This is a genomic window from Nocardia sp. NPDC050406 (genome assembly GCF_044459025.1).
Classification (GTDB): domain Bacteria; phylum Actinomycetota; class Actinomycetes; order Mycobacteriales; family Mycobacteriaceae; genus Nocardia.
This window is the reverse complement of the sequence record NZ_JBITIM010000003.1, coordinates 800,600-820,109: the sequence shown is the minus strand read 5'-3', so window position 1 is coordinate 820,109 and position 19,510 is coordinate 800,600. Positions and strand designations below refer to the sequence as shown.

The window sequence follows — 19,510 nt, the reverse complement described above, 5'->3', positions numbered from 1 at the left end:
ACATGAACAACGTGCTCAAGCCCTTCTCGGGCGAACTCGATGTGCGCGTCACCGACACCTCGCTGCGCGACGGCTCGCACCACAAGCGCCACCAGTTCACCGTCACCGAAGTGCGCGATATCGTTGCCGCCCTGGACAACTCGGGTGTGCCGGTGATCGAGGTGACGCACGGCGACGGACTGGGCGGATCCTCGTTCAACTACGGGTTCTCGAAAACCCCTGAGCAGGAACTGATCAAGGCCGCCGCGGAGACCGCCAAGCAGGCCAAGATCGCCTTCCTCATGCTCCCGGGTGTCGGCGTCAAGGAAGACATCAAGATCTCTCAGGACAATGGCGCGAGCATCTGCCGCATCGCCACCCACTGCACCGAGGCCGATGTCTCCATCCAACACTTCGGTCTCGCACGGGAACTCGGCCTGGAGACGGTCGGCTTCCTCATGATGGCGCACAGCACCACGCCGGAGAATCTGGCCAAGCAGGCGCGCATCATGGCCGACGCGGGCTGCCAGTGCGTCTACGTCGTCGACTCCGCCGGGGCCCTGGTGCTCGAGCAGGTGACCGACCGCGTCGCCGCACTGGTCGCCGAGCTCGGTGACGACGCGCAGGTCGGCTTCCACGGCCACGAGAACCTGGGCCTGGCCGTCGCCAACTCGGTCTACGCGGTGCGCGCCGGTGCCACCCAGATCGACGGCAGCGCACGGCGATTCGGCGCGGGTGCGGGCAATCTGCCGGTGGAGGCCTTCATCGGCGTCTGCGACAAGCTCGGCATCAAGACCGGCGTCGACTTCTTCGCGGTCACCGATGCCGCCGAGGATGTGGTCCGCCCGGCCATGCCCGCCGAATGTCTGCTCGACCGGCAGGCCCTGATGATGGGCTACGCTGGCGTCTACTCGTCGTTCCTGCGTCACGCGGAGCGTCAGGCCGAGCGCTACGGCGTCTCCGCCGCCGAAATGCTCGTTCGCGCGGGCAAGCGCAAGCTGGTCGGCGGCCAGGAGGACCAACTGATCGATATCGCCCTGGAACTCCAGCGGGAACAGCAGACCGTCACCGCCTGAGCTCGGAGGGACAACCGGTTCCGGGGGTGACACCGGGAGGGCCGCGATCGACTTCGATCGCGGCCCTTTCCCGTTTCCGAACTCTCTCGAAGACGGATGGATAAAAAGCCCAGACTTATGGCTATTCAAAGTCTTGTCCGGACTTCATAGCGTGGAACACGTCAGATCGACGGACCACGAAGTCAAGGAGTAGGACAATGCGTGCGGTAATCCAGAAGTCGCTCGGCGGACCCGAGGTGCTCGAGGTCGCGGAGCTCGAGAAGCCGCGATTGCTCTCCGGTGAGGTGCTGGTGCGCGTGTACGCCAGTGGCGTCAATCCGGTGGATGTCGCGGTGCGGGCGGGCTACTTCCCACTGCTGGGCGAGCCGCCCTTCGGCGTCGGCTGGGATATCTCCGGTGTGGTCGAGGAGGTCGGGCCGGGTGCGCGGTACGAGGTCGGTGACGAGGTGTACGGCATGCCGTTCTTCCCGCGCGCCGCCACCGGATACGCCGAGTACGTCGCCACCCCCTCGCGTCAGGTGGCGCGAAAGCCCAAGTCGCTCAGCCACATCGAGGCCGCCGGGCTGCCGCTGGCCGGACTCACCGCCTGGCAGGGCCTGGTGGACAGGGCTCACGTCGGCCCCGGCGACCGCGTACTCGTGCACCGTGCCGCGGGCGGTGTCGGGCACCTGGCGGTGCAGATCGCCAAGGCGCGCGGCGCGTACGTCATCGCACTGGCCAGCGCCGCCAAGCACGATTTCGTGCGCGGCCTCGGCGCGGACGAGGTGATCGACTACCGCACAACGGATTACACCGAGGTGCTGAGCGACCTCGACGTGGTGTTCGACTCCAATGCCGACGGTGAACGCTCGCTGCGGGTTCTGAAGCCCGGCGGCGTGCTGGTCAGCATCATGGAGCACATGAACCCGGAGCGCGAGGCCCAGGTCAAGGCCGCGGGCCGCCGCTTCGCTGGGGTCTCGGTCGAACCGGATTACGCCGCCCTGGAAGCCATCGCCGAACTGGTCGACAGCGGTAAGCTGCGCCCTCACATCGCCGAAGCCCTCCCGCTGGAGAGCGTGGGCAAGGCACACGAGATCGTGGGCTCCGGGGAGACTGTGGGCAAGGTCGTGCTCACGGTCCACAACTGAGGCGCGCCCGCTGTCGGTCGGGATCCACGACGTCGGCGTCGCACCCGGCAGTGGTGGATTCCGGCCGAGAGCACGCGGTGATGCTGGCAGACGCGTTCGGAGTGAGCGCGACGGAAGGGTCGGGGCCGAACCGGAATCGGCCGAGGAGAACGAGATGGATGTCCTCACGGAAGCATTGGCGTCGATGCGGACGGGTGCGCCCGCCTCGGTGCGGACCGAGGGGCGCGCGCCGTGGGGGCTGCGGATGCCCCCGGTGGCGGGTGCTGGGTTCCACGTCGTCCTGCACGGCAGTTGCTGGATCTATCCCTCCGAGAACACCTTCGAGCCGGTCGCGCTCGGTGCCGGGGATGTCATCTTCGTGCGCGATGGTGCCGGGCATATCCTCGCCGACCATCCGGATACCCCGGCTCACGTGCCCCGGCCTGATCAGTACACCGAGATGCGGCCGCCGATCGGGGCGGTGACACTGGGCGAAAACGGGCCGCTGACCAGCCTGCTGTGCGGGAACTACCACCTCGACGGCACGCGTCCGCACCCGTTGCTGAAGCAGCTCCCGGAGTTCATTCACCTCCCGGCCCGCCCCGGCCGCCATCCGGAGTTGGCCGCCGCCGTCACCCTGCTCCGTGCTGAACTGGACAATCCCCGCATCGGATCGCACGGCATAGTGCCCGCGCTCATCGACTCGCTGCTGCTCTACATCCTGCGCGCCTGGATCGAGGACCAGCCCGCCTCGACCGCCGTGGGTTGGGCCGCCGCACTGCGGGATCCGGCCGTGGCCCCGGCGCTCTCCGCCATCCACGACAATCCCGCCGCACCCTGGACCGTGCAATCCCTCGCCGACCGCGCGGGCCTGTCTCGCGCGGCCTTCGCCAAGAAGTTCGCCACCATGGTCGGCGAACCCCCACTGGCCTACCTCACCCGCTGGCGACTCACCACCGCCGCCCGGCTACTCCGCGAGGAAGACCTCCCCATCGGCACGGTCGCCGCCCGCGCCGGATACGCCAACGAATTCGCCTTCGGCAAGGCCTTCAAACGCGAATACCAGGTAGCCCCAGGCCAATACCGCCGCCAAGCCCGCACAGCGGCTTGAAGCCCCCTGCGCAAGCGCAGGGGGCTGACTCCCGATATCCCTGGAGTGCCAGAGGCGAGTCCCCGCATACGCGCAGGGGCCCGACCACCTGATGCCCCAGGGGTTTCAGGGGCGAAGCCCCTGAGAGCTACGAGAGTTGTCTACAACCAGGTATCCAGCGTCGTGGTCGTGAGGAAGTGCTCGAGGTCCGCGCGCCAGGGCGCGGGCGTGCTCTTCTTCGGTTCGATGGCGGTGTACTGCCCTCGGTAGAACAACAGCGGCCTGTCGGAATCCGTGGATTCCGACAGGGCCAGGACACGTCCGATCACGATGAAGTGATCGCCGCCGTCGCGCACATCGGCCACGGTGCACTGGAGTGTGGCCAAGGTGCCGTCCAGCACCGGGAGGTCCAGATCCGAGGTGTGCCAGGAGGTTCCGGCGAACTTGTCGGGTTCACGGGAACCGAAGCGAGCGCACACCTCCTGCTGTTCCTCGGCGAGGATGTTCACGCAGAACTTGCCGGAGCGTTCGATCGCCGCCCAGGAGCGCGAGGTCTTGGTGGGGCAGAACAGCACCAGCGGCGGTTCCAGCGACAGCGCGGCGAAGGACTGGCAGGCGAAGCCGATCGGGCTGCGCTCCCCGTCCACCCCATCGAAGGTGGTGATGATGGTGATGCCGGTGCAGAACTGCCCCAGCACATTCCGGAACCGCCGCCCGTCGATCTCGGGAAGTTCGTCGGTGGTCATATCCGCCCCGCCGCTCACTTGTATCCGATGGTGAAGTCGTGACCCCACAGGCTGACCGCGGTCGACTCCCGCGCGATCCACGACTCGTCTTCGACTTCCAAACCCTCGCAGCCGAATTCGATATCGAAGCCGCCCGGCGTCTTCATGTAGAACGACAGCATCTTGTCGTTGATGTGCCGCCCCAGCGTCGCCGACATCTTCACCTTCTTGCGCAGCGCGCGATCCAGGCAGAGCCCGACATCGTCGGAGTTCTCCACCTCGACCATGAGGTGCACGATCCCGGTGGGATTGGGCAGCGGCAGGAAGGCCAGCGCGTGATGGCGCGGATTGCAGCCGTAGAACCGCAGCCACGCCGGTTCGCCGTCGGCGGGCCGCCCCACCAGCTGCGGGGGCAGCCGCATGGAGTCGCGCAGCCGGAAGCCGAGCACGTCCTGGTAGAACGCCTGTGCCGCGGCGTCATCCGTGCAAGTCAGCACCACATGGCCCAGACCCTGCTCGGCGGTGACGAACTTGTGCCCGTAGGGGCTGACGAACCGGCGGCCCAGGTATTGCGCTCCGAAGAACGCCTCGAGCGTATTGCCGGAGGGATCCTGGAATCGGATCATGCCCTCGACCCGGCGCTCGTCGAGCTCCTCCTTGGTGCCCTCGACGAAGGAGACCCCGGCCTTGGACAGCGTCTCCCGAAGAGCTTGCAGCCCAGCGCGATCGGTGACCTCCCAGCCGGAGACCAGCAGCCGGTCCTGTTCGCCGGGGACAATGACCAGACGCGCCGCGAAATCGTCCATGCGCAGGTAGAGAGCGTCCGGATTGGCTCCGCTGCCCTCCATCATGCCCAGCACCTTGAGGCCGTATTCGCGCCAGGCCGCCATATCGGTTGCCTCGATGCGCATGTATCCGAGCGCCTTGATGCTCATGGTCACTTCTCCTTGACGCCCAGCAGGAAATCGGTTGCCAGACGGTTGAATTCGTCGAACTTCTCCAGCTGCGCCCAGTGACCGCAGCCGCCGAAGACGTGCAACTGCACGCGCGGCACCATCTTAAGTGCCACCAGCGCGCCGTCGACGGGGTTCACCCGATCCTCGCGACCCCAGATCATGAGCACGGGCTGACGCAGTTTGTAGGCGTCGCGCCAGATCATGCCCTTCTGAAAGTCCGGTCCCGCGAAGGACTTTCCCATGGCGCGGGTGGCGGCCAGCGCCTCGGGGGTGGAGGCCGAGGCGAAGCGCTCCTCCACCAGTTCGGGGGTGATGAGCTTCTGGTCGAAGACCATGATCCGCAGGAACGCCTCGAGGTTCTCGCGGGTCGGCTCGTAGTTGAACTTGCTGAGCAGCTTCACGCCCTCGGTGGGGTCCGGCGCGAACATGTTCACGCTCAGCCCGCCCGGGCCCATGAGCACCAGCTTCCCCGCGCGATCCGGGAAGTCCAGCGCGAAGCGGGTGGCGGTGCCGCCGCCGAGCGAATTGCCCAGCAGGTGCACGCGTTCGGTGATGCCGAGGGTGTCGAGCAGATCCTTCAGCGCCGTGGCGGCGTGCACGAAGTACTGCGGGTGGTCGACCGGCTTGTCGGACAGTCCGAACCCGGGCTGGTCCAGGGCGATGACGTGAAAGTCGTTGGCCAGTACCGGAATGTTCTTCGCGAAGTTGGACCACGAGGAAGCGCCCGGCCCGCCGCCGTGCAGCAGCACGATGGTGGGCCCGTTGCCGACGCCCGCCTCGTGGTAGTGCAGCTTCAGGTCCTCGCGTACCTGCGCGTAACGCGAGGTGGATTCGAAGGTGATCTCAATCAGTGCGGTCATCGGCTACACCATCGTGTCGCCGACGGGCAGCCCGAAGGCGTGCGTGCCGTACATGACATAGGCGCGTTCGGCGTCGTTGGCCGCGTGCACCCGACCGGCGTGCGCGTCGCGCCAGAACCGTTGCAGCGGAGTGCCGTTGGCCAGCGCCGTCGCCCCGGAGGCCTCGAAGAGCTTGTCGATGGAGGCGATGGCCCGGCCGGTGGCGCGCACCTGGTCGCGGCGGGCGCGGGCGCGCAGCTCGAAGGGCACCTCCTCACCCTTGACGAGGTAGGCGTATTCGTCGGCCACATTGCCCGACAGTTGCCGCCACGCGGCGTCGATATCGCTGGCCGCCTCGGCGATGCGCACCTTGCCGAACGGATCGTCCTTGGCGTTCTCGCCCGCGTAGGCCGCGCGCACCCGCTTGCCCTGATGCTCCACGTGCGCGTCGTACGCGCCGTAGGCCATGCCCACGATGGGGGTGGAGATGGTGGTGGGATGGATGGTGCCCCAAGGCATCTTGTACACCGGGTCGGTATTCTGCTCCAGGCCAGGCGATTTCAGTTCGCCCATGGCTCGGAAGCTGAGGAAGCGGTGCTTGGGTACGAATACGTTCTCTACGACGATCGTATTGGAGCCGGTACCGCGCAGGCCGACCACGTTCCAGACGTCGTCGATGCGGTAATCGGTGCGGGGGATGAGGAACGAGCCGAAGTCGACCGGCTTGCCGTTCTTGATCACCGGCCCGCCGACGACCACCCAGGTGGCGTGATCGGAGCCCGACGACCAGGCCCACTTGCCGTTGACGGTGTAGCCGTCGCCGTCCTCGGTCACCACGCCCGCGCCCATCGGAGCGTAGGACGAGGAGATGCGCACGTCGGTGTCCTCGCCCCAGACCTCTTCCTGCGCGCGCTGGTCGAACAGTGCCAGGTGCCAGTTGTGCACGCCGATGATGCCGGAGACCCAGCCGGTGGACCCGCAGGCGCTGGCGATCTTGCGCACGGTGTCGTAGAAGACCACGGGATCGGCGGCGTAGCCACCCCACTGGCGCGGCTGCAGCAACTTGAAGAAGCCGGTTTCCTGCAGGTCCTTGACGGATTCCTCGGGCAGGCGGCGCAGGTCTTCCGCCTCTTGCGCGCGGTCGCGCAATGTGGGCAACAGCGCCTCGACCCGCTCCACTACTTCTTGCGTCATCTCGCCAGTTGCTCCTGCCTGGTAGATCGGGAACGTATTCATCTGGGTTCGAGACTAGAACATGTTCTTATTCTCTGTCGAGAACAGAGTTCATACCCAGGTCGAACCGGGCTCTGTCCTGGTTATCCAACTTCTAGCTAGCGCATAGCCCACTCTATTTTGTAACGTGTTCTAGTACTTCCAGAGGAGGATGGACGATGGCAACAACCCCCCAGGGGCCCCGCGGAAAGGTTCGCGAGATCGACGTGGGCAGCATGCCCACCCGGTATGCCCGGGGCTGGCATTGCCTTGGCCTGGTCGAGACGTTCCGCGACGGTAAACCGCACTCGGTCAACGCGTTCGGCACGAAGCTGGTGGTCTGGGCCGACAGCAAGGGCGAGCTGCAGGTGCTGGACGGTTACTGCCGTCACCTCGGCGGCGACCTGTCGATGGGCGAGGTCAAGGGCGACGACATCGCCTGCCCGTTCCACGACTGGCGCTGGGGCGGCAATGGCAAGTGCACGGGCATCCCGTACGCGCGGCGCGTGCCCCCGCTGGCCCGCACTCGGGCCTGGACCACGCTGGTGCGCAACGGCCAGCTGTTCGTCTGGCACGACCACGAGGGCAATCCGCCGCCGGACGAGGTGACCATCCCGTACATCGACGGCGCGTTCCGCGATGCCGAGGGCAACGGTCTCGAGACGCGCAGCGATCGGTGGACGCCGTGGACCTGGCACACCCTGCACATCGAGGGCTCCAACTGCCGCGAGATCATCGACAACGTCGTGGATATGGCGCACTTCTTCTATATCCACTACGCCTTCCCGACCTTCTTCAAGAATGTCTTCGAGGGGCATGTCGCGACGCAGTACCTGAAGACCAAGGGCCGCCCGGATGTCGGTATGGCGGCCGCCGCCGGGATGGAGGTGCTGCTCGAATCCGAGGCGTCGTACTTCGGGCCGTCCTACATGATCAACCCGCTCAAGAACATCTACGGCGGGTACGAGGTGAACACGGTCCTCATCAACTGCCATTACCCGGTGACGCAGGACAGCTTCGTGCTGCAGTGGGGTGTCACGCTGGAGAAGCCCGAGGGCCTGCCCGACGATCAGGCCGCCTCGTTCGCCGAGAAGATGACCGAGGGCGTGAGCGAGGGCTTCCTGCAGGATGTCGAGATCTGGAAGCACAAGTCCAAGATCGACAACCCGCTGCTGACCGAGGAGGACGGCCCCGTCTACCAGCTGCGTCGCTGGTACGACCAGTTCTACGTGGACGTCGCCGACATCGACCCGAAGTCCACGCAGCGCTTCGAATTCGAGGTGGACACCTCCAAGGCCAATGAGGCCTGGGAGCTGGAGGTCGCCGAGAACATGCGCAAGAAGGCGGAAGCCGAAGCGGCGCAGGCCGAATCGGACGCACGCTCGCAGGAGGCCGGAGTCTGATGACCACCTGGGCGAAGGCACCCGATTTCGCGGACCGTCCCGAGCGGCAGGCCATGGTGCGCGCCCAGACGGTCGAAGACAAGAAGCGCTACCTGGAGTCGGGCCTCACCCCCCTCTCCTGCCAGTCCTGCGGCACCGAAGTCCTGGTGCTCAAACACAGCACCCAGCAGAAAACGGTTCAATGGACGACCAACCCGGCCGACACCTGCCCGGTCTTCCGCCAATTGGCCGCCAACGGACCAGCATTCGGCAAACCCGACTCCTGCCCGAACCTGGAGAAAACCATCGACCACGCCGTCGCCGAAGGCATTCTCCAAATAGAGGACTAACCCCCTCTCCGGCCTCTCGCGCCCCGCTGCTGACGCAGCGGGGCGCAGCCATGAGAAGAGGGAGTGCGCACCGCCCCGCGCCTTGTGCAGCGGGCGCAGTCGTGAGAAGCGGGAGTGCACACGGCCCCGCGCCTTGTGCAGCGGGCGCAGTCGTGAGAAGCGGGAGTGCACACGGCCCCGCGCCTTGTGCAGCGGGCGCAGTCGTGAGAAGCGGGAGTGCACACGGCCCCGCGTCTTGTGCAGCGGAGCGCAGCTGTGAGTGGAGGAGTGGGCCTCTATGGCTAGGCCGGGAGCCGTTCCTTCGGGTGCGCGGTAGGGGGCTCCTTCGCGGGTGCGTCGATCGGCCGCTCCGTGGCGGTCGCCTCGCAGGGGGTGCGGTGTAGGCGGTCCTCGGGCTCGCCCTGATGGCTGCGCGGGCAGGGCGCTCATCTTCACAGCGGGTGGGGAGTGTGCCTTTCGTGCGAGAGGTGCTGTCCCGCTATCCCGTTCATCGTGCCCCGCTGCTTCAGCAGCGGGGCACGAGAGTTTCGAGAGACGGGGATTCCTGCTCTCTAGATGCGGGCGGCTATTTCCTTCAGGTTGGGCATTACGCCGATTCGGTCGGTGGCGGGGTTGTTGGTGGGGGTGTTGAAGGTTGGGTTGGAGAGGTGGGTGCGTAGTTGGGTGGGGGTGAGGGTGGTGCCTCGGGCTCGGGCTATGCCTTGGGTTATGGCGGCGGTGCCCGCGATGATGGCGCTCGCGCCCGAGGTGCCGCCGAAGCCGGTGCCGGGGAGGATGCCCATGTATTGGGCGGGGGCTACCGAGGTGGTGACGATGTTCTCGCCTGCGGCGTGGCAGTCGACGCGGCTGCCGAAGGACGTGAAGGACATGGGGTCCTGTACGAGTGCTTGGCGTGCGCCGACCATGATCGCGCCCGAGTCGACGAAATTGAACGCGCCGCGTTGCAGGCTCGTACCGTCGGCGCGCAGTAGCGCGTCCAGATCCTGGCGGCCGTTTCCGGCGGGCTCCACCACCACGATGCCGAGCAGGGTCAGCGCGTGGATGAGCATGGTCACGTGCGGGTCGATCTCCACCGGCCCGCCGCCCGCGGACTGCACCTCGATGAGCAGCACATCCCCGGCCTGCAGGAATCCGACGGCGAGCACGAAGGCGTCCGGCAGCGACGGCTGCAGCGCACTGACCACCGCCGCCTTCGCCTGCGGCGCGAGACCGACGATGCCCCGGTCGTTGTCCTGACCGACGAGAATCCCGAGGCACGCCGTCGAATGCAACGCATGGCCGGGCACACTGGCATTCAACTGCGCGATATTTCCGCCCACCAGATCCTCGTGCGTGAGATCCCACCCGTACTCGATATCGGCGATGCGCACATTCGCCCCATCGGCCCCGGGCAGACTCCAGGCGAAGAACGCCTCCACCCCGAACGGCGCTGGCAGCAAATGGAATTGCGCGGCCGCCAGCAGATCGTTCGACGGATCGACCGCCGCCAGCTCCGTCGGCGTCTCGACATAGGCGAATTCGACGAAGGGCAGCGCCCGCACGAACCCGAGCAGCCCCTCGGGGTCGATGCCGCGGGGAAAGTCGACGGCCATCACATTCAGCAGATCCGGCGGGGTGAGCCCGCTATTGGTCGCCGCAGCGTCGAGCAGCGCGCGAACCTGCCCCTCGGACTGCGTGCTGAACAGCCGGTTCAGCGCCAGGTCTACCCCCGGGAACGAGGCGGTCAGCGTATTCCACGCGAGCTGCGCGAACCCGCCGAGCGCGAGGTGGGCATTGTCCTGATAGGGAACGCTCACCTGCCCGGGATCCAGTTTCACGATGATTCGCGGTGCTACATCAGGCATTTCATACTCCTAGCTGTCAGAGCCGCAGGTGATCCGCATACACCAGTCGGCTCACCGTTCCGGCGTTCTGCGTGCCGGGCGGTGGATCGGCGGGGAGCAGTTCGTACTCCTCGATGAGCACCCGGGTCTCGGTGCTGGTTCCGGGCGTGGCCAGGGTGAGCGCGGGGTCGAGCGGCAGCAGCCCGCTCCAGGTGGCCCCGAACCGCTCGGCGTCGACGCCCTCGACAGCGCATTCGACCTGACCGACGGCGGTCCATTCGAGATCGCCGCTATTCCCGGACGGCTTGGTCTGTAGCGTCGCGACGACCTTGCGGGTGGCGGCGAGCCAGGCCCGATGCGCCGTCGGATCCTGCTCGAGCTGGCCCTCGGCCGTGATCGCCAGGCGATTGAATCCGTATGTGCCGCTGGTGGTGACGCGTACCGCGCCCGCCTCCGGACGGCTCACCGTGCTGACCCGGTCCGGCATCAATTGCACGAAATCGGTGGTGATGGTGGGCGAGAACTCGTGTCCGGGGATGGATTTCGGCTGATACCGCGCCACCGCCAGCCGCAGGAACGGCCAGGCCACATCGGCGGCATCGAAGACGACATCGACGAACCACAGCCCGCGCCCCGCATGGAATTCGGGCCGATAGGTGTAGGCGCGCAGGCTCTTTCGACCGACGGTGGACACCGCCACATGTCCCCGAGGCTGCCCCGCGCGCTCCGGCGGCGTGACATCGAGCTGGAGTGCGCGCTGCTCCCAATACGGCGCGATCGCGAGATCGGTCGCGAGCTCCGGCGTCGTGCCCACGAACGCCGGATCCCGCCCCCACACACTGACTTTCGCCGGATTGTCACTCGCCGCCGACAGGCTGTCGGCGGTGAACACCGCCAGCAGTTCGTCGTCCCCGCTGGCATCCCAGCCCCGCTCCAACCAGATCCGCACACCCCCGCGTCGAGTGCGCCGGATCGCGAAGGGATGCTCCGGCTCGGACTCCTCGCTCCACAGGAACATCGGGATGACATCACGCACGCCCGGGATCGGCGGCTTCGCGCAATTGAGGTGCTCGACCTCGCGCACGGCCCCGAACGAGGCCGGATCCTCGGGCGTCGGAAGCTGTTCGGGCGTGAAGAATTCGCGGTAGCGCGAGGTCCCCCGGAATCGGTAGGAGACCCGCCGGTAGCGGGTGTCCGGCAGGACATGCACCGCGGGCCGCTGCGGCACCTCGACCGTCTCCGCGGCGAACGCCCCGGCATCCGGGTGCGCGGTGAGCAGCGAATCGGTTTCGTCCTCGGTGACCGCGAACCGCGTGACGATCTCGCGCCGGGTCACGCGCCCCGGTGCCGAGGCGGCGGGATCGTCCACGGGATCGGACCATTCGGCGTGCAACTCCACGCGTTCGGTACTGGCCCCGTGCACCCGCGCGACACCCACGAGTTCGGCCGCGACCGCGCCCGACACCCGCGGCTGTGCCCGCAGACTGGTCAGCGAGGGCGGAACAACCGGGCGCACAACGGCATTCACCAGCCGCAGATCGTGCCCCGGCGTCAGCCACCACAGCCACCCGTCGCGTGCTGCCCGGCGCAGGACCGCGCGATCCTCGGCGGACACCTTCGGATCGTGCACCGCGAAGAACCGCCACAGCCCGAGCTGATCCAGCCGCGCGTCCACCAGACTCGAGGAGACCGCCACGGCCACCTGCTCCCCGGCGGGCAATCCGACGCGGATCACCGCGCCGTCCTGACGCGCCTGCAAGGCGGGCGCGTCGTGCAGGACCAGCCGCAGCCCGTGGACCAGCGGCCAGTCACCGGTGTACGGAATCGTCACGGCCTGCAGGATTTTCGCGTTGGCCAGGTGATGGTCGCGACCGGCCTGATAGAAGACGAGCGTCACCCCCGCCGCCATCGGGTCGGGCAGATACGGCAGCATCAGGTCGTCCACCTCGTGCACGACGTACTGTCCCTCGCCCTGCTGCTCCTCCGAGGCCGCCCCGTCGGTCTCCTGCAACTGCTCCAACGTCACCGCGGTGGCCGGATTGCCCGCCGGATTGCTCACCAGCCGTACCCCGGGCTGCGGTAGCGACCCGTTCGGATCGTCGAGATCCTGAATGCTGGTGTGGTACAGGTTGCCTCGCTCCTTGAGCGCGATGGCGTAGGCCCGGCGACGGTCGGCCGGATCGCCCGAGCGCATGAGCCGATCGAACATCCCCGCGTGCTCGGCCTCGTGCTGACTGGTCTGCGGTGGCAGCAGATGCCGCTCGATGGTGGTGTCGGGATTCTCGACGCCGGTGTGCAGCACCAGGTGCAGCAACGACTCGCCGATGCCGTAGGCGCGGCGCGGCACCACCGTCGGCGGTGTCACCGGACCCCAGCGCAGATACGGCCGCGGCGTGCTGACGGTATTCGGATCCCCGGTATCGGCGAAGAGCTTGGCCAGTGTCGCGGCGTCGACCTCCCACTGCGGGCGGGTTTTCAACGCGTCGGCCGCGCGCAGGACCGCCGCGGTCGAATCGAGTACGCGCCCGGCGAATCCGCCGACCTGGCCGGGAGCCGCTCCCGCCGCCCGCTGTGTCCGGACCTGCTCCAGCAGCCCCCGCTCGTCGCGCGCCGCGGCCTCGGCGCGCAGCTCCCGTACGTGCGCCTCGGCGGCGTCGAGACCCGGCTGCTCCACGGCGGCAGCGGGATTCATGCCGTGCGGCACGCTGTTGCCAGCCAGATCGACGCCGACCACCCGGAACGAGTAGCGCCGCCCGTACCGCAGGGCGGGCAGCGAGCCGGGCACCGCCTCGGTACGCACGGTCAGGCCGCCGGGATCGGCGTCCGCGCCGTCCACCACCTCCGCGTGGCCGGTCTCGTAGTTGTGGTCGATGATCCGCCCGGGCCGCGGCGCGGACAGGCTCCAACCGTCCCAGCCCGCGATGACCTCGTGCAGGTAGTAGGGGTTGTTCTCGTTGCCGGGCACGCGGCTGAGCGGAGCATTCTGGAGATATCCCGGATCGGCCGTGGCGGCGAGCACCTCGGAGCCGTCGACGTGCGCCGAGACCGTGCGCTCGTGCACGCTGTGCCACACGGCGGTGACGTCGTCCCACACCTCCAGCCGCAGTCCGCGCACCAGCGATTCGTAACCCAGCTCGAGCCGATTCTGGCCCGGCGCACCGGTATCGGCGACCGGCTCCCGCTGCTGTGCTTGGGCCACCCGCGCCCGGACGGCGTCGCGGCGGTCGATCTCCGCGATGGTGAATCCGGTGGCGCGCAGCGCGGCGGGCGCGAATGTCGTGGCGTCGCCGTTCAATTCGGTGGCATAGGCGCGAATCGCCCCGCGCAGATGCTGTTCCAGTTTGAGCCCGGCGGCATCCGGATCCAGATCCATGACCCGGTAGCGCTGCGGCAGTCCGAGCGCGAGCCGCCCGTCGACCCAGCGATCGGTCTCCGGGGTCGCGAGGAACAGATCGCCGGACGTATGGCACCGGGTCTGCGGGGACAGCAGCCGCCGCACCCCGACCACGGTGATATCGCACCAGATCTTGGTGGCCGCCTTCAGCGCCTCCAGATCCTCGACGACGAGATCGACGATGAAGCCGAGGCGGCGCGCCAACGCCGGTGTGCTGCCGCAGGATCCGGCGAGCTGATGGAAATCCGGATGCTGGCGCGGCGGTCGCGGCTCCTGCTTGCCGTCCTCGGGCTGCTCGGGGTGGGGCGCGGGCTGCTGGGCCTCGGGCCGGTTGTAGTACTTGGCCGTCGCGTGGGCGTCGCGCAGCATGAGCGCCGTCGGGTCCTCGGGCAGGGTGGATGCGGCGACCGCCTCGTCGAGGGTGCTGGTCATCGCGGCGTCCACGCCGCGGAACCGGGCGAGGGTTTCGACGGGTGACGCGGGCCGCCCGGTCTCGGCGGCGAAGGCCACCGCCGGGCCGCCGGGCTCGGGTGTCGACGGTTCGGCTACCGTCGCGGGTTCGAGGCTGGCCTGCGCGTCGGTGAAGACCTGTGCGCGCTCGGCGGCCCGATGCCGGTCGCGCAGTGCCCGGTAGCGGTCGAAACCGCCGATCAGCGTGTCGAACGGCCGTCGATTGCCGTCCTCGTCGAACACCGGATTCGGAATACCCTTGGCGAAATCGAGCACCGCGCGAGCCAGCGCGTTGTCGGTGACGCCCGGAGCGACCAGCGGCGAGGAGAATACGGACGCGTAATGCGCGTCCAGGGCGTGCTCGGGGGTGCGGGCGGCGGGCAGCGTATTCCAATCCTTCTCGGCGACAGTCGGTTTGGGGAATTCCCGCACGGTCGTCTCGCCCGGAAACGCGAGCTGCCAGGTGGATGTGTCCGCGAGCCCGTTCAACAGCGCCCGACACGGAATGGGATCGGGTCGCGAGTCGACCCGCAGGGCGAACGACGCGGAGCGCAGCGAGGAGACCCAGTCGGCCATGGCCGGGTAGTCCGACAGACTGCCGCCGCCGTCGAGCCGGTGCGTGATGAGGACCGATACGTGAAACGGTGCCGTGGCGGCGACCGAGAACGGCAGTACCGTTTCGGTCAATTGTGTTGTGGCCATGGCTTTGTCACCCTCCGATAGCGAAAGCCGCGAAATACTTGTTCCACATGTCCTCGCCGCCAGCGGTCGGGGGCATGATCATCTTCAGCGTGGGGTCGCCCTTGGACCCCGCCAGCTGACGCTCGCAGGAGACCTCGACCGAGGCGGAGAAGAACAGCACCTCGATCTCGACCTGAATGCTGGCGCGGCCCACCAGCTTTCCGGTGTCGAAGTGGTAGGTCAGCGCCAGTTCGAGGGTGATGGAGGCCGAAACCAGGCCCAGCACATCCATTTCGCCGCGAATACGGAAGTAGCCGGTGAGCTGGCCCTTGTCGTCCTCGAGGCGCATGTACACCCCGACCATGACCGAGACCGATCCGGACGCGACGCCGAGATTGACCGACAGGCAGGCCCCGGCCTCCAACCCGACCTCGAGCATGACCAGTTTCGCCGGGGACAGTCGCAGCGCCACCCAGCCGCCACCGCCGATGGCCATGACCGTCAGTCGGAACGGCGCTTCCTTGGCGCAGAACCCGAATCCGACGGTCACCACCTCGCCGAGGAACGGCACGCGGCAGTCGGCGGAGAGCGCGATGTTCTCCAGGCTGAAGACGCCCACGGCCACACTGGGCAGCGCGAGGGTGAATCCCGCCGTCGCCCCCTGGGGCGAGATGTCGACGTAGGGCGGATCGGCGAAACCGTCGAACGGGATCAGCTCCCGCAGCTTGTCGACGAATCCGAGGATGCCGAGGAATTCGAGCTTGTCGAACACCACCTCGACCTCGGCCTTGCGGCCGGTGCCCACCCGGAATCCCATGCGGGAGAACTGGAGTCGCATGAGCGGCTCACCCGGCATGAGTTGTAGCGCGAAGGAGCGCAATTGCGCGGTCACATCGCTGTGCGGTGCGCCGTTGTCGGCCATCCGAATCTCGACCGCGATGCTGAGACCGTCACGCGCCGGGAGGAAGACGTCCTTCCAGGGCTTGAGCGGCGGCCGCCATTCGTAGCGGATCGTGGACGAGGCGAAGGCCGCGGCGAGCGTCTTGCGCAGCGCCTGGAGGTCGCCGCCCGCGATGGCGAGCGCCACGTCGATGGCGGTGAGCCGTTTGTCGATCGCGGACCGAATCGAGGTCGGCAGTGCGTTGTTGGCGCGGACGGCGGCGAGGCCGCCGAGCGCGTTGCGCAACTCGGCCAGCTTCGGCCCGAAGTCGACGTCCTGTCCCGCGGCGACCTGCGTGAGCAGTGCGATCACATCCCCGGGCCCGGCCGCCAATCCGGCCAGGGCGGTGGCGATATCACCGCGCAGCGCCGTGCTGACCGTCGCCGAACCAGCGTGCGCCGCATGCGCGATATCGTGGTCCAGGGTTGTGATCGCTTGCGCCAGAGCTTCTTTCAAACGCGCGAAATCGCGGTCGAGTCCGGCGAGGAAGCCGAGCTGTTCGCCGATCAGCTTGGGGGCCTCGCCGAGCGTGGCCGTCTCCAGGATCTCCAGCAGCGAGAACATGCCGAACAATTTCGGCGTCACGCCCTGAAGGAACTGGGCCGGATCGAAATTACCTTGTGCCAGTGCTGGACTCGGTGTCGCGCCGATCGCGCCGAGCGTGCGCGAGACCGAGCGGATGCCGACGCTCGGTTCGACGAAGCCGCCGCCGCGATCCGATCCGTCGGCGAAGCCGAGGGTGGTCGGGGATTCGAGTTCGAGGAAGACCTGCGCCTTGTCACCGGCCTGGAATCCGTTGTCCACGAACCCTTGTACGTACTTCACACCCTTGGTCGCGGTACCCCGATTCACCGCCTCGAGGGCGGGCAGGACGACAACGGCGCGGCGCGTCTTCGGTGTACTGGTGAAGCCCGCGAGATCGACGATGCCGTCGAGCGTCAGGTCCTGAACGCGGATCGTGGTGTCGCCTCGAATATCCGAGGGGGCCATGGCCACGTCCTGACCACCCAGGTCGAGGGGGCCGATGCTGTCCCACAGCGAATCGATGAGGCCGATATTCGCCTGGTTCGCCGCCTCGACCGAGACGAAGACCAAGGGCGTGGTGGCCACGAACGGCGCACCGACATGGTCGATTCCGGTGATCTTCCACCGGAACGACTCGGTGCCCTTGGCGGGGATGAAGGGCGCCGCCGGATTCGCGACCGGATTCAGGTCCGGCGTCACCTGCGGCTCCAGCAGCACATCGGTGAACGGCAGATCGCGCCCGACGTAGTGGCGGTGCGGTTCGCGCAGCACGATGAAGGTGCGCTGGAACAGCCGGGCCACCGGCTTGGCCTCGGGCCCGACCCGGCGCTCGGTGACCTTCACCAATTTCGCGAGATGGCCGAAGGGGAACAGGAATCCGAGCTTCTCCGTGCGCACGTAGGCGTCGCGACCCATCGGGGCGAGATGGCGGTAGGCCAGCAGGCTCGGCGGGTGGTTCCGGTAGTCGAGTTCATTCCATTCGGCCCGCCAGTCGATCCACGCCCCCGCGGCGCTGAGGTAGAAGCGGTCGACATCGAGCGGCCTCGGCACGATCCTGGTGGCCGGATCGACCGGCGACATGATGGTCTGGTCGGCGCTCTGACGGACGATCGCGCGCCGCTCCCCGGGTTCGAGCGAGCCCAGGAACCCCGGCCCGGGCGGGGCCGGACTGTCGTCGTCGCGGGTCCACAGTGCGCGCACGATGCGCTGGTCGGCATTGGATTCGTCGACGACATCCACCCCGTCGACCTGCGTGCGGACCGCCAGCCGGGTGTGCCAGAGCTCCACGCGGGCGGCGTCGTCCGGCGCGGCCGAGACCACGGTCTCGTGGGTGAACGCGCCCCGGCTGCTGGGGGAGACGATCAATCGGAACGGAGCCTCGATGGCGGTCACGTCGTCGGCGGGCCGCGTCGGCGCCACCGCGAGTTCCGGTGGGAGAACCTCGCCCTCGCCCAGCCGGGGGAGTGCGAGTGGCGCGACTCGCAGGCGCAGCGTCCGCAGCGCCGCGAGCACACCGGTGGCGGTGAATTCGATCTCGGCGCCGGGCGCGATCGCGAACACCACCCGGGATTCGCCCGCGGCCAGTGTCGGCACAGGCACGTCCGCCGGTGGTGGCTGCGGTGGCGGGTTGCCCTCGGTGGGGGTCGCGAATTCGAACAGGTGCTGGCTGCCGAACCGGACCACCAGATGTGAATTCTCGTCGACCGCAACCAGTTTCGGCGGTCCGGCGGGTCCGCCGAGGCCCGGTATCAGCAGCACTTCGCCGGGCAGGATCAGATCGGGGTTGGGCAGGTGGTTTGCGGCGGCGATCTCGGGCCACCGGTTGCCGTCGCCGAAGAAGTGGGCGGCGAGGTCGAACAGGGTGTCGCCTTCGACCACGGTGTGGAACACCTCGTTGGGCGCGTGCTCGAGTCGGCAGCCCTTGGAGGTGCAGTGCAGGTCCACCAGATCCGGCGGGCGCAGGATCCGGAACGAGATCGGCCCCGGTGGCGGCGGCGGGGGCTGCTCGCCGGGCAGTGCCGGAATGGTGAGAATCTGGCCGGGGTGGATGAGATCCGGGTTCGCGATGCCATTGGCGGCGGCGATGATCGGGAATTTGTTGCCGTCACCGTAGAACCGCGCCGCGATATCGAACAGCGTGTCGCCTTCGACCACCACGTACACCGCGGGCAATCGCGGACCGGTGGAGATATCCGGGATACGCAGGACCTGCCCCGGGAAGATCAGATCCGGATTCTGAATGCCGTTGGCCGCCGCGAGGATCGGGAACAACGAGCCGTCGCCATAGAAGCGAAGTGCGATTTCCGACAAAGTGTCGCCGGATACGACGGTGTACACGCTGGACATATACGGAAAACTAATAGCGATTCGCTACCGGCAAACGAGTAGCGCACTACCCGAGTTTTTCAGATTCCGTGCAACACCGCTGGTCAGAGGTGTTGCTACTACTCGCGTCCGAGGGTGCGGGGCTAGTCCATGCGGAAGTCGGCGAAATCGAAGCCGGGGGCCACGACGCAACTCACGAGGACATGGTCGTTCCCCGCCGGACGCGCGGCCTGGCTCACCCCGCCGGGCACTATCGCCTGGGGGCGTTGTCCGCGCGCGATATCGGGGCCGAGCACGATCTCCTCGCCGCCGATATTCAGTAGGAGCGGGCCGCCGCCATGCCACAGCCACAGTTCGTCGGAGGCGACGGTATGGGGTGCGGATTTCTCGCCGGGCAGCAGCAGGAAGTAGATCGCGGTCGCCGCGGCGCGCGGGCCGGGGTAGCCCTCGGGGGTGAATTCCACGGCGCTGCGCCAGGTTTCTCGGAACCAGCCGCCCTCGGGATGGGGAAGCAGGTCCAATTCGGCGGCCAGTGGCGGGCGGTCCTCGCTCATTGGACCCAATCTAGCCATGTCCGTGCCGCACCGCCGTCCGAACGTTATTGGCGTGGACTTGTGCCTGGCCTGCAAAAAGGGTAGGCAAACCTAATCGAAGTTG

13 protein-coding genes are annotated in these 19,510 nt (G+C 67.7%); 5 read left to right on the top strand and 8 right to left on the bottom strand.

Annotated features, from left to right (window positions below; genetic code table 11):
* Positions 1–2: 2 nt before the first annotated feature.
* The 3 genes from dmpG (at position 3) to ACIBH2_RS27125 (ending at position 3,272) form a co-directional block, all read left to right on the top strand.
* Positions 3–1,055, top strand: coding sequence for a 4-hydroxy-2-oxovalerate aldolase (dmpG, locus tag ACIBH2_RS27135; RefSeq protein ID WP_397122376.1), 1,053 nt, complete (start codon positions 3–5; stop codon positions 1,053–1,055).
* A 197-nt stretch (positions 1,056–1,252) separates the two neighbouring features.
* Complete coding sequence (locus ACIBH2_RS27130; protein WP_397122374.1) at positions 1,253–2,182, top strand: NADP-dependent oxidoreductase; 930 nt, start codon at positions 1,253–1,255, stop codon at positions 2,180–2,182.
* A gap of 154 nt (positions 2,183–2,336) precedes the next feature.
* On the top strand, positions 2,337–3,272 hold the full coding sequence (locus ACIBH2_RS27125) for an AraC family transcriptional regulator (RefSeq protein ID WP_397122372.1): 936 nt from the start codon (positions 2,337–2,339) through the stop codon (positions 3,270–3,272).
* A gap of 140 nt (positions 3,273–3,412) precedes the next feature.
* On the opposite strand, the gene hsaB is transcribed toward ACIBH2_RS27125, so the two are convergent.
* From hsaB to hsaA, 4 genes are read right to left on the bottom strand one after another with little or no spacing between them, the layout of a single operon-like run.
* On the bottom strand, positions 3,413–3,997 hold the full coding sequence (gene hsaB / locus ACIBH2_RS27120; RefSeq protein WP_397123042.1) for a 3-hydroxy-9,10-secoandrosta-1,3,5(10)-triene-9,17-dione monooxygenase reductase subunit: 585 nt from the start codon (positions 3,995–3,997) through the stop codon (positions 3,413–3,415).
* A gap of 14 nt (positions 3,998–4,011) precedes the next feature.
* A complete protein-coding gene (gene hsaC / locus ACIBH2_RS27115) occupies positions 4,012–4,911 on the bottom strand; it encodes an iron-dependent extradiol dioxygenase HsaC (RefSeq protein WP_397122370.1) in 900 nt (299 codons plus the stop codon).
* 2 nt (positions 4,912–4,913) lie between these two features.
* Positions 4,914–5,792, bottom strand: coding sequence for a 4,5:9,10-diseco-3-hydroxy-5,9,17-trioxoandrosta-1(10),2-diene-4-oate hydrolase (gene hsaD / locus ACIBH2_RS27110; protein WP_397122368.1), 879 nt, complete (start codon positions 5,790–5,792; stop codon positions 4,914–4,916).
* Positions 5,793–5,795: 3 nt separating this feature from the next.
* Entirely contained in the window at positions 5,796–6,965 is a 1,170-nt protein-coding gene (gene hsaA / locus ACIBH2_RS27105; protein WP_397122365.1) for a 3-hydroxy-9,10-secoandrosta-1,3,5(10)-triene-9,17-dione monooxygenase oxygenase subunit, read from the bottom strand.
* A 197-nt stretch (positions 6,966–7,162) separates the two neighbouring features.
* On the opposite strand from hsaA, the gene ACIBH2_RS27100 reads away from it, so the two are divergent.
* Together ACIBH2_RS27100 and ACIBH2_RS27095 are read left to right on the top strand one after the other, a co-directional pair.
* A complete protein-coding gene (locus tag ACIBH2_RS27100; protein WP_397122363.1) occupies positions 7,163–8,386 on the top strand; it encodes a Rieske 2Fe-2S domain-containing protein in 1,224 nt (407 codons plus the stop codon).
* On the top strand, positions 8,386–8,715 hold the full coding sequence (locus ACIBH2_RS27095; RefSeq protein ID WP_397122361.1) for a hypothetical protein: 330 nt from the start codon (positions 8,386–8,388) through the stop codon (positions 8,713–8,715). Before ACIBH2_RS27100 ends, ACIBH2_RS27095 begins: the two co-directional genes overlap by 1 nt.
* Positions 8,716–9,266: 551 nt before the next feature.
* Here the strand turns inward: ACIBH2_RS27095 and ACIBH2_RS27090 are convergent.
* The 4 genes from ACIBH2_RS27090 to ACIBH2_RS27075 all read right to left on the bottom strand — a co-directional run bounded on the left by ACIBH2_RS27090 (position 9,267) and on the right by ACIBH2_RS27075 (position 19,407).
* A complete protein-coding gene (locus tag ACIBH2_RS27090; RefSeq protein WP_397122359.1) occupies positions 9,267–10,559 on the bottom strand; it encodes a S8 family serine peptidase in 1,293 nt (430 codons plus the stop codon).
* Positions 10,560–10,575: 16 nt separating this feature from the next.
* Positions 10,576–15,084, bottom strand: a complete 4,509-nt coding sequence (locus ACIBH2_RS27085) for a hypothetical protein (protein ID WP_397122357.1) — start codon at positions 15,082–15,084, stop codon at positions 10,576–10,578.
* A gap of 7 nt (positions 15,085–15,091) precedes the next feature.
* A complete protein-coding gene (locus tag ACIBH2_RS27080; RefSeq protein WP_397122355.1) occupies positions 15,092–18,874 on the bottom strand; it encodes a LysM peptidoglycan-binding domain-containing protein in 3,783 nt (1,260 codons plus the stop codon).
* A gap of 122 nt (positions 18,875–18,996) precedes the next feature.
* On the bottom strand, positions 18,997–19,407 hold the full coding sequence (locus ACIBH2_RS27075; protein WP_397122353.1) for a cupin domain-containing protein: 411 nt from the start codon (positions 19,405–19,407) through the stop codon (positions 18,997–18,999).
* Positions 19,408–19,510: the final 103 nt, after the last annotated feature.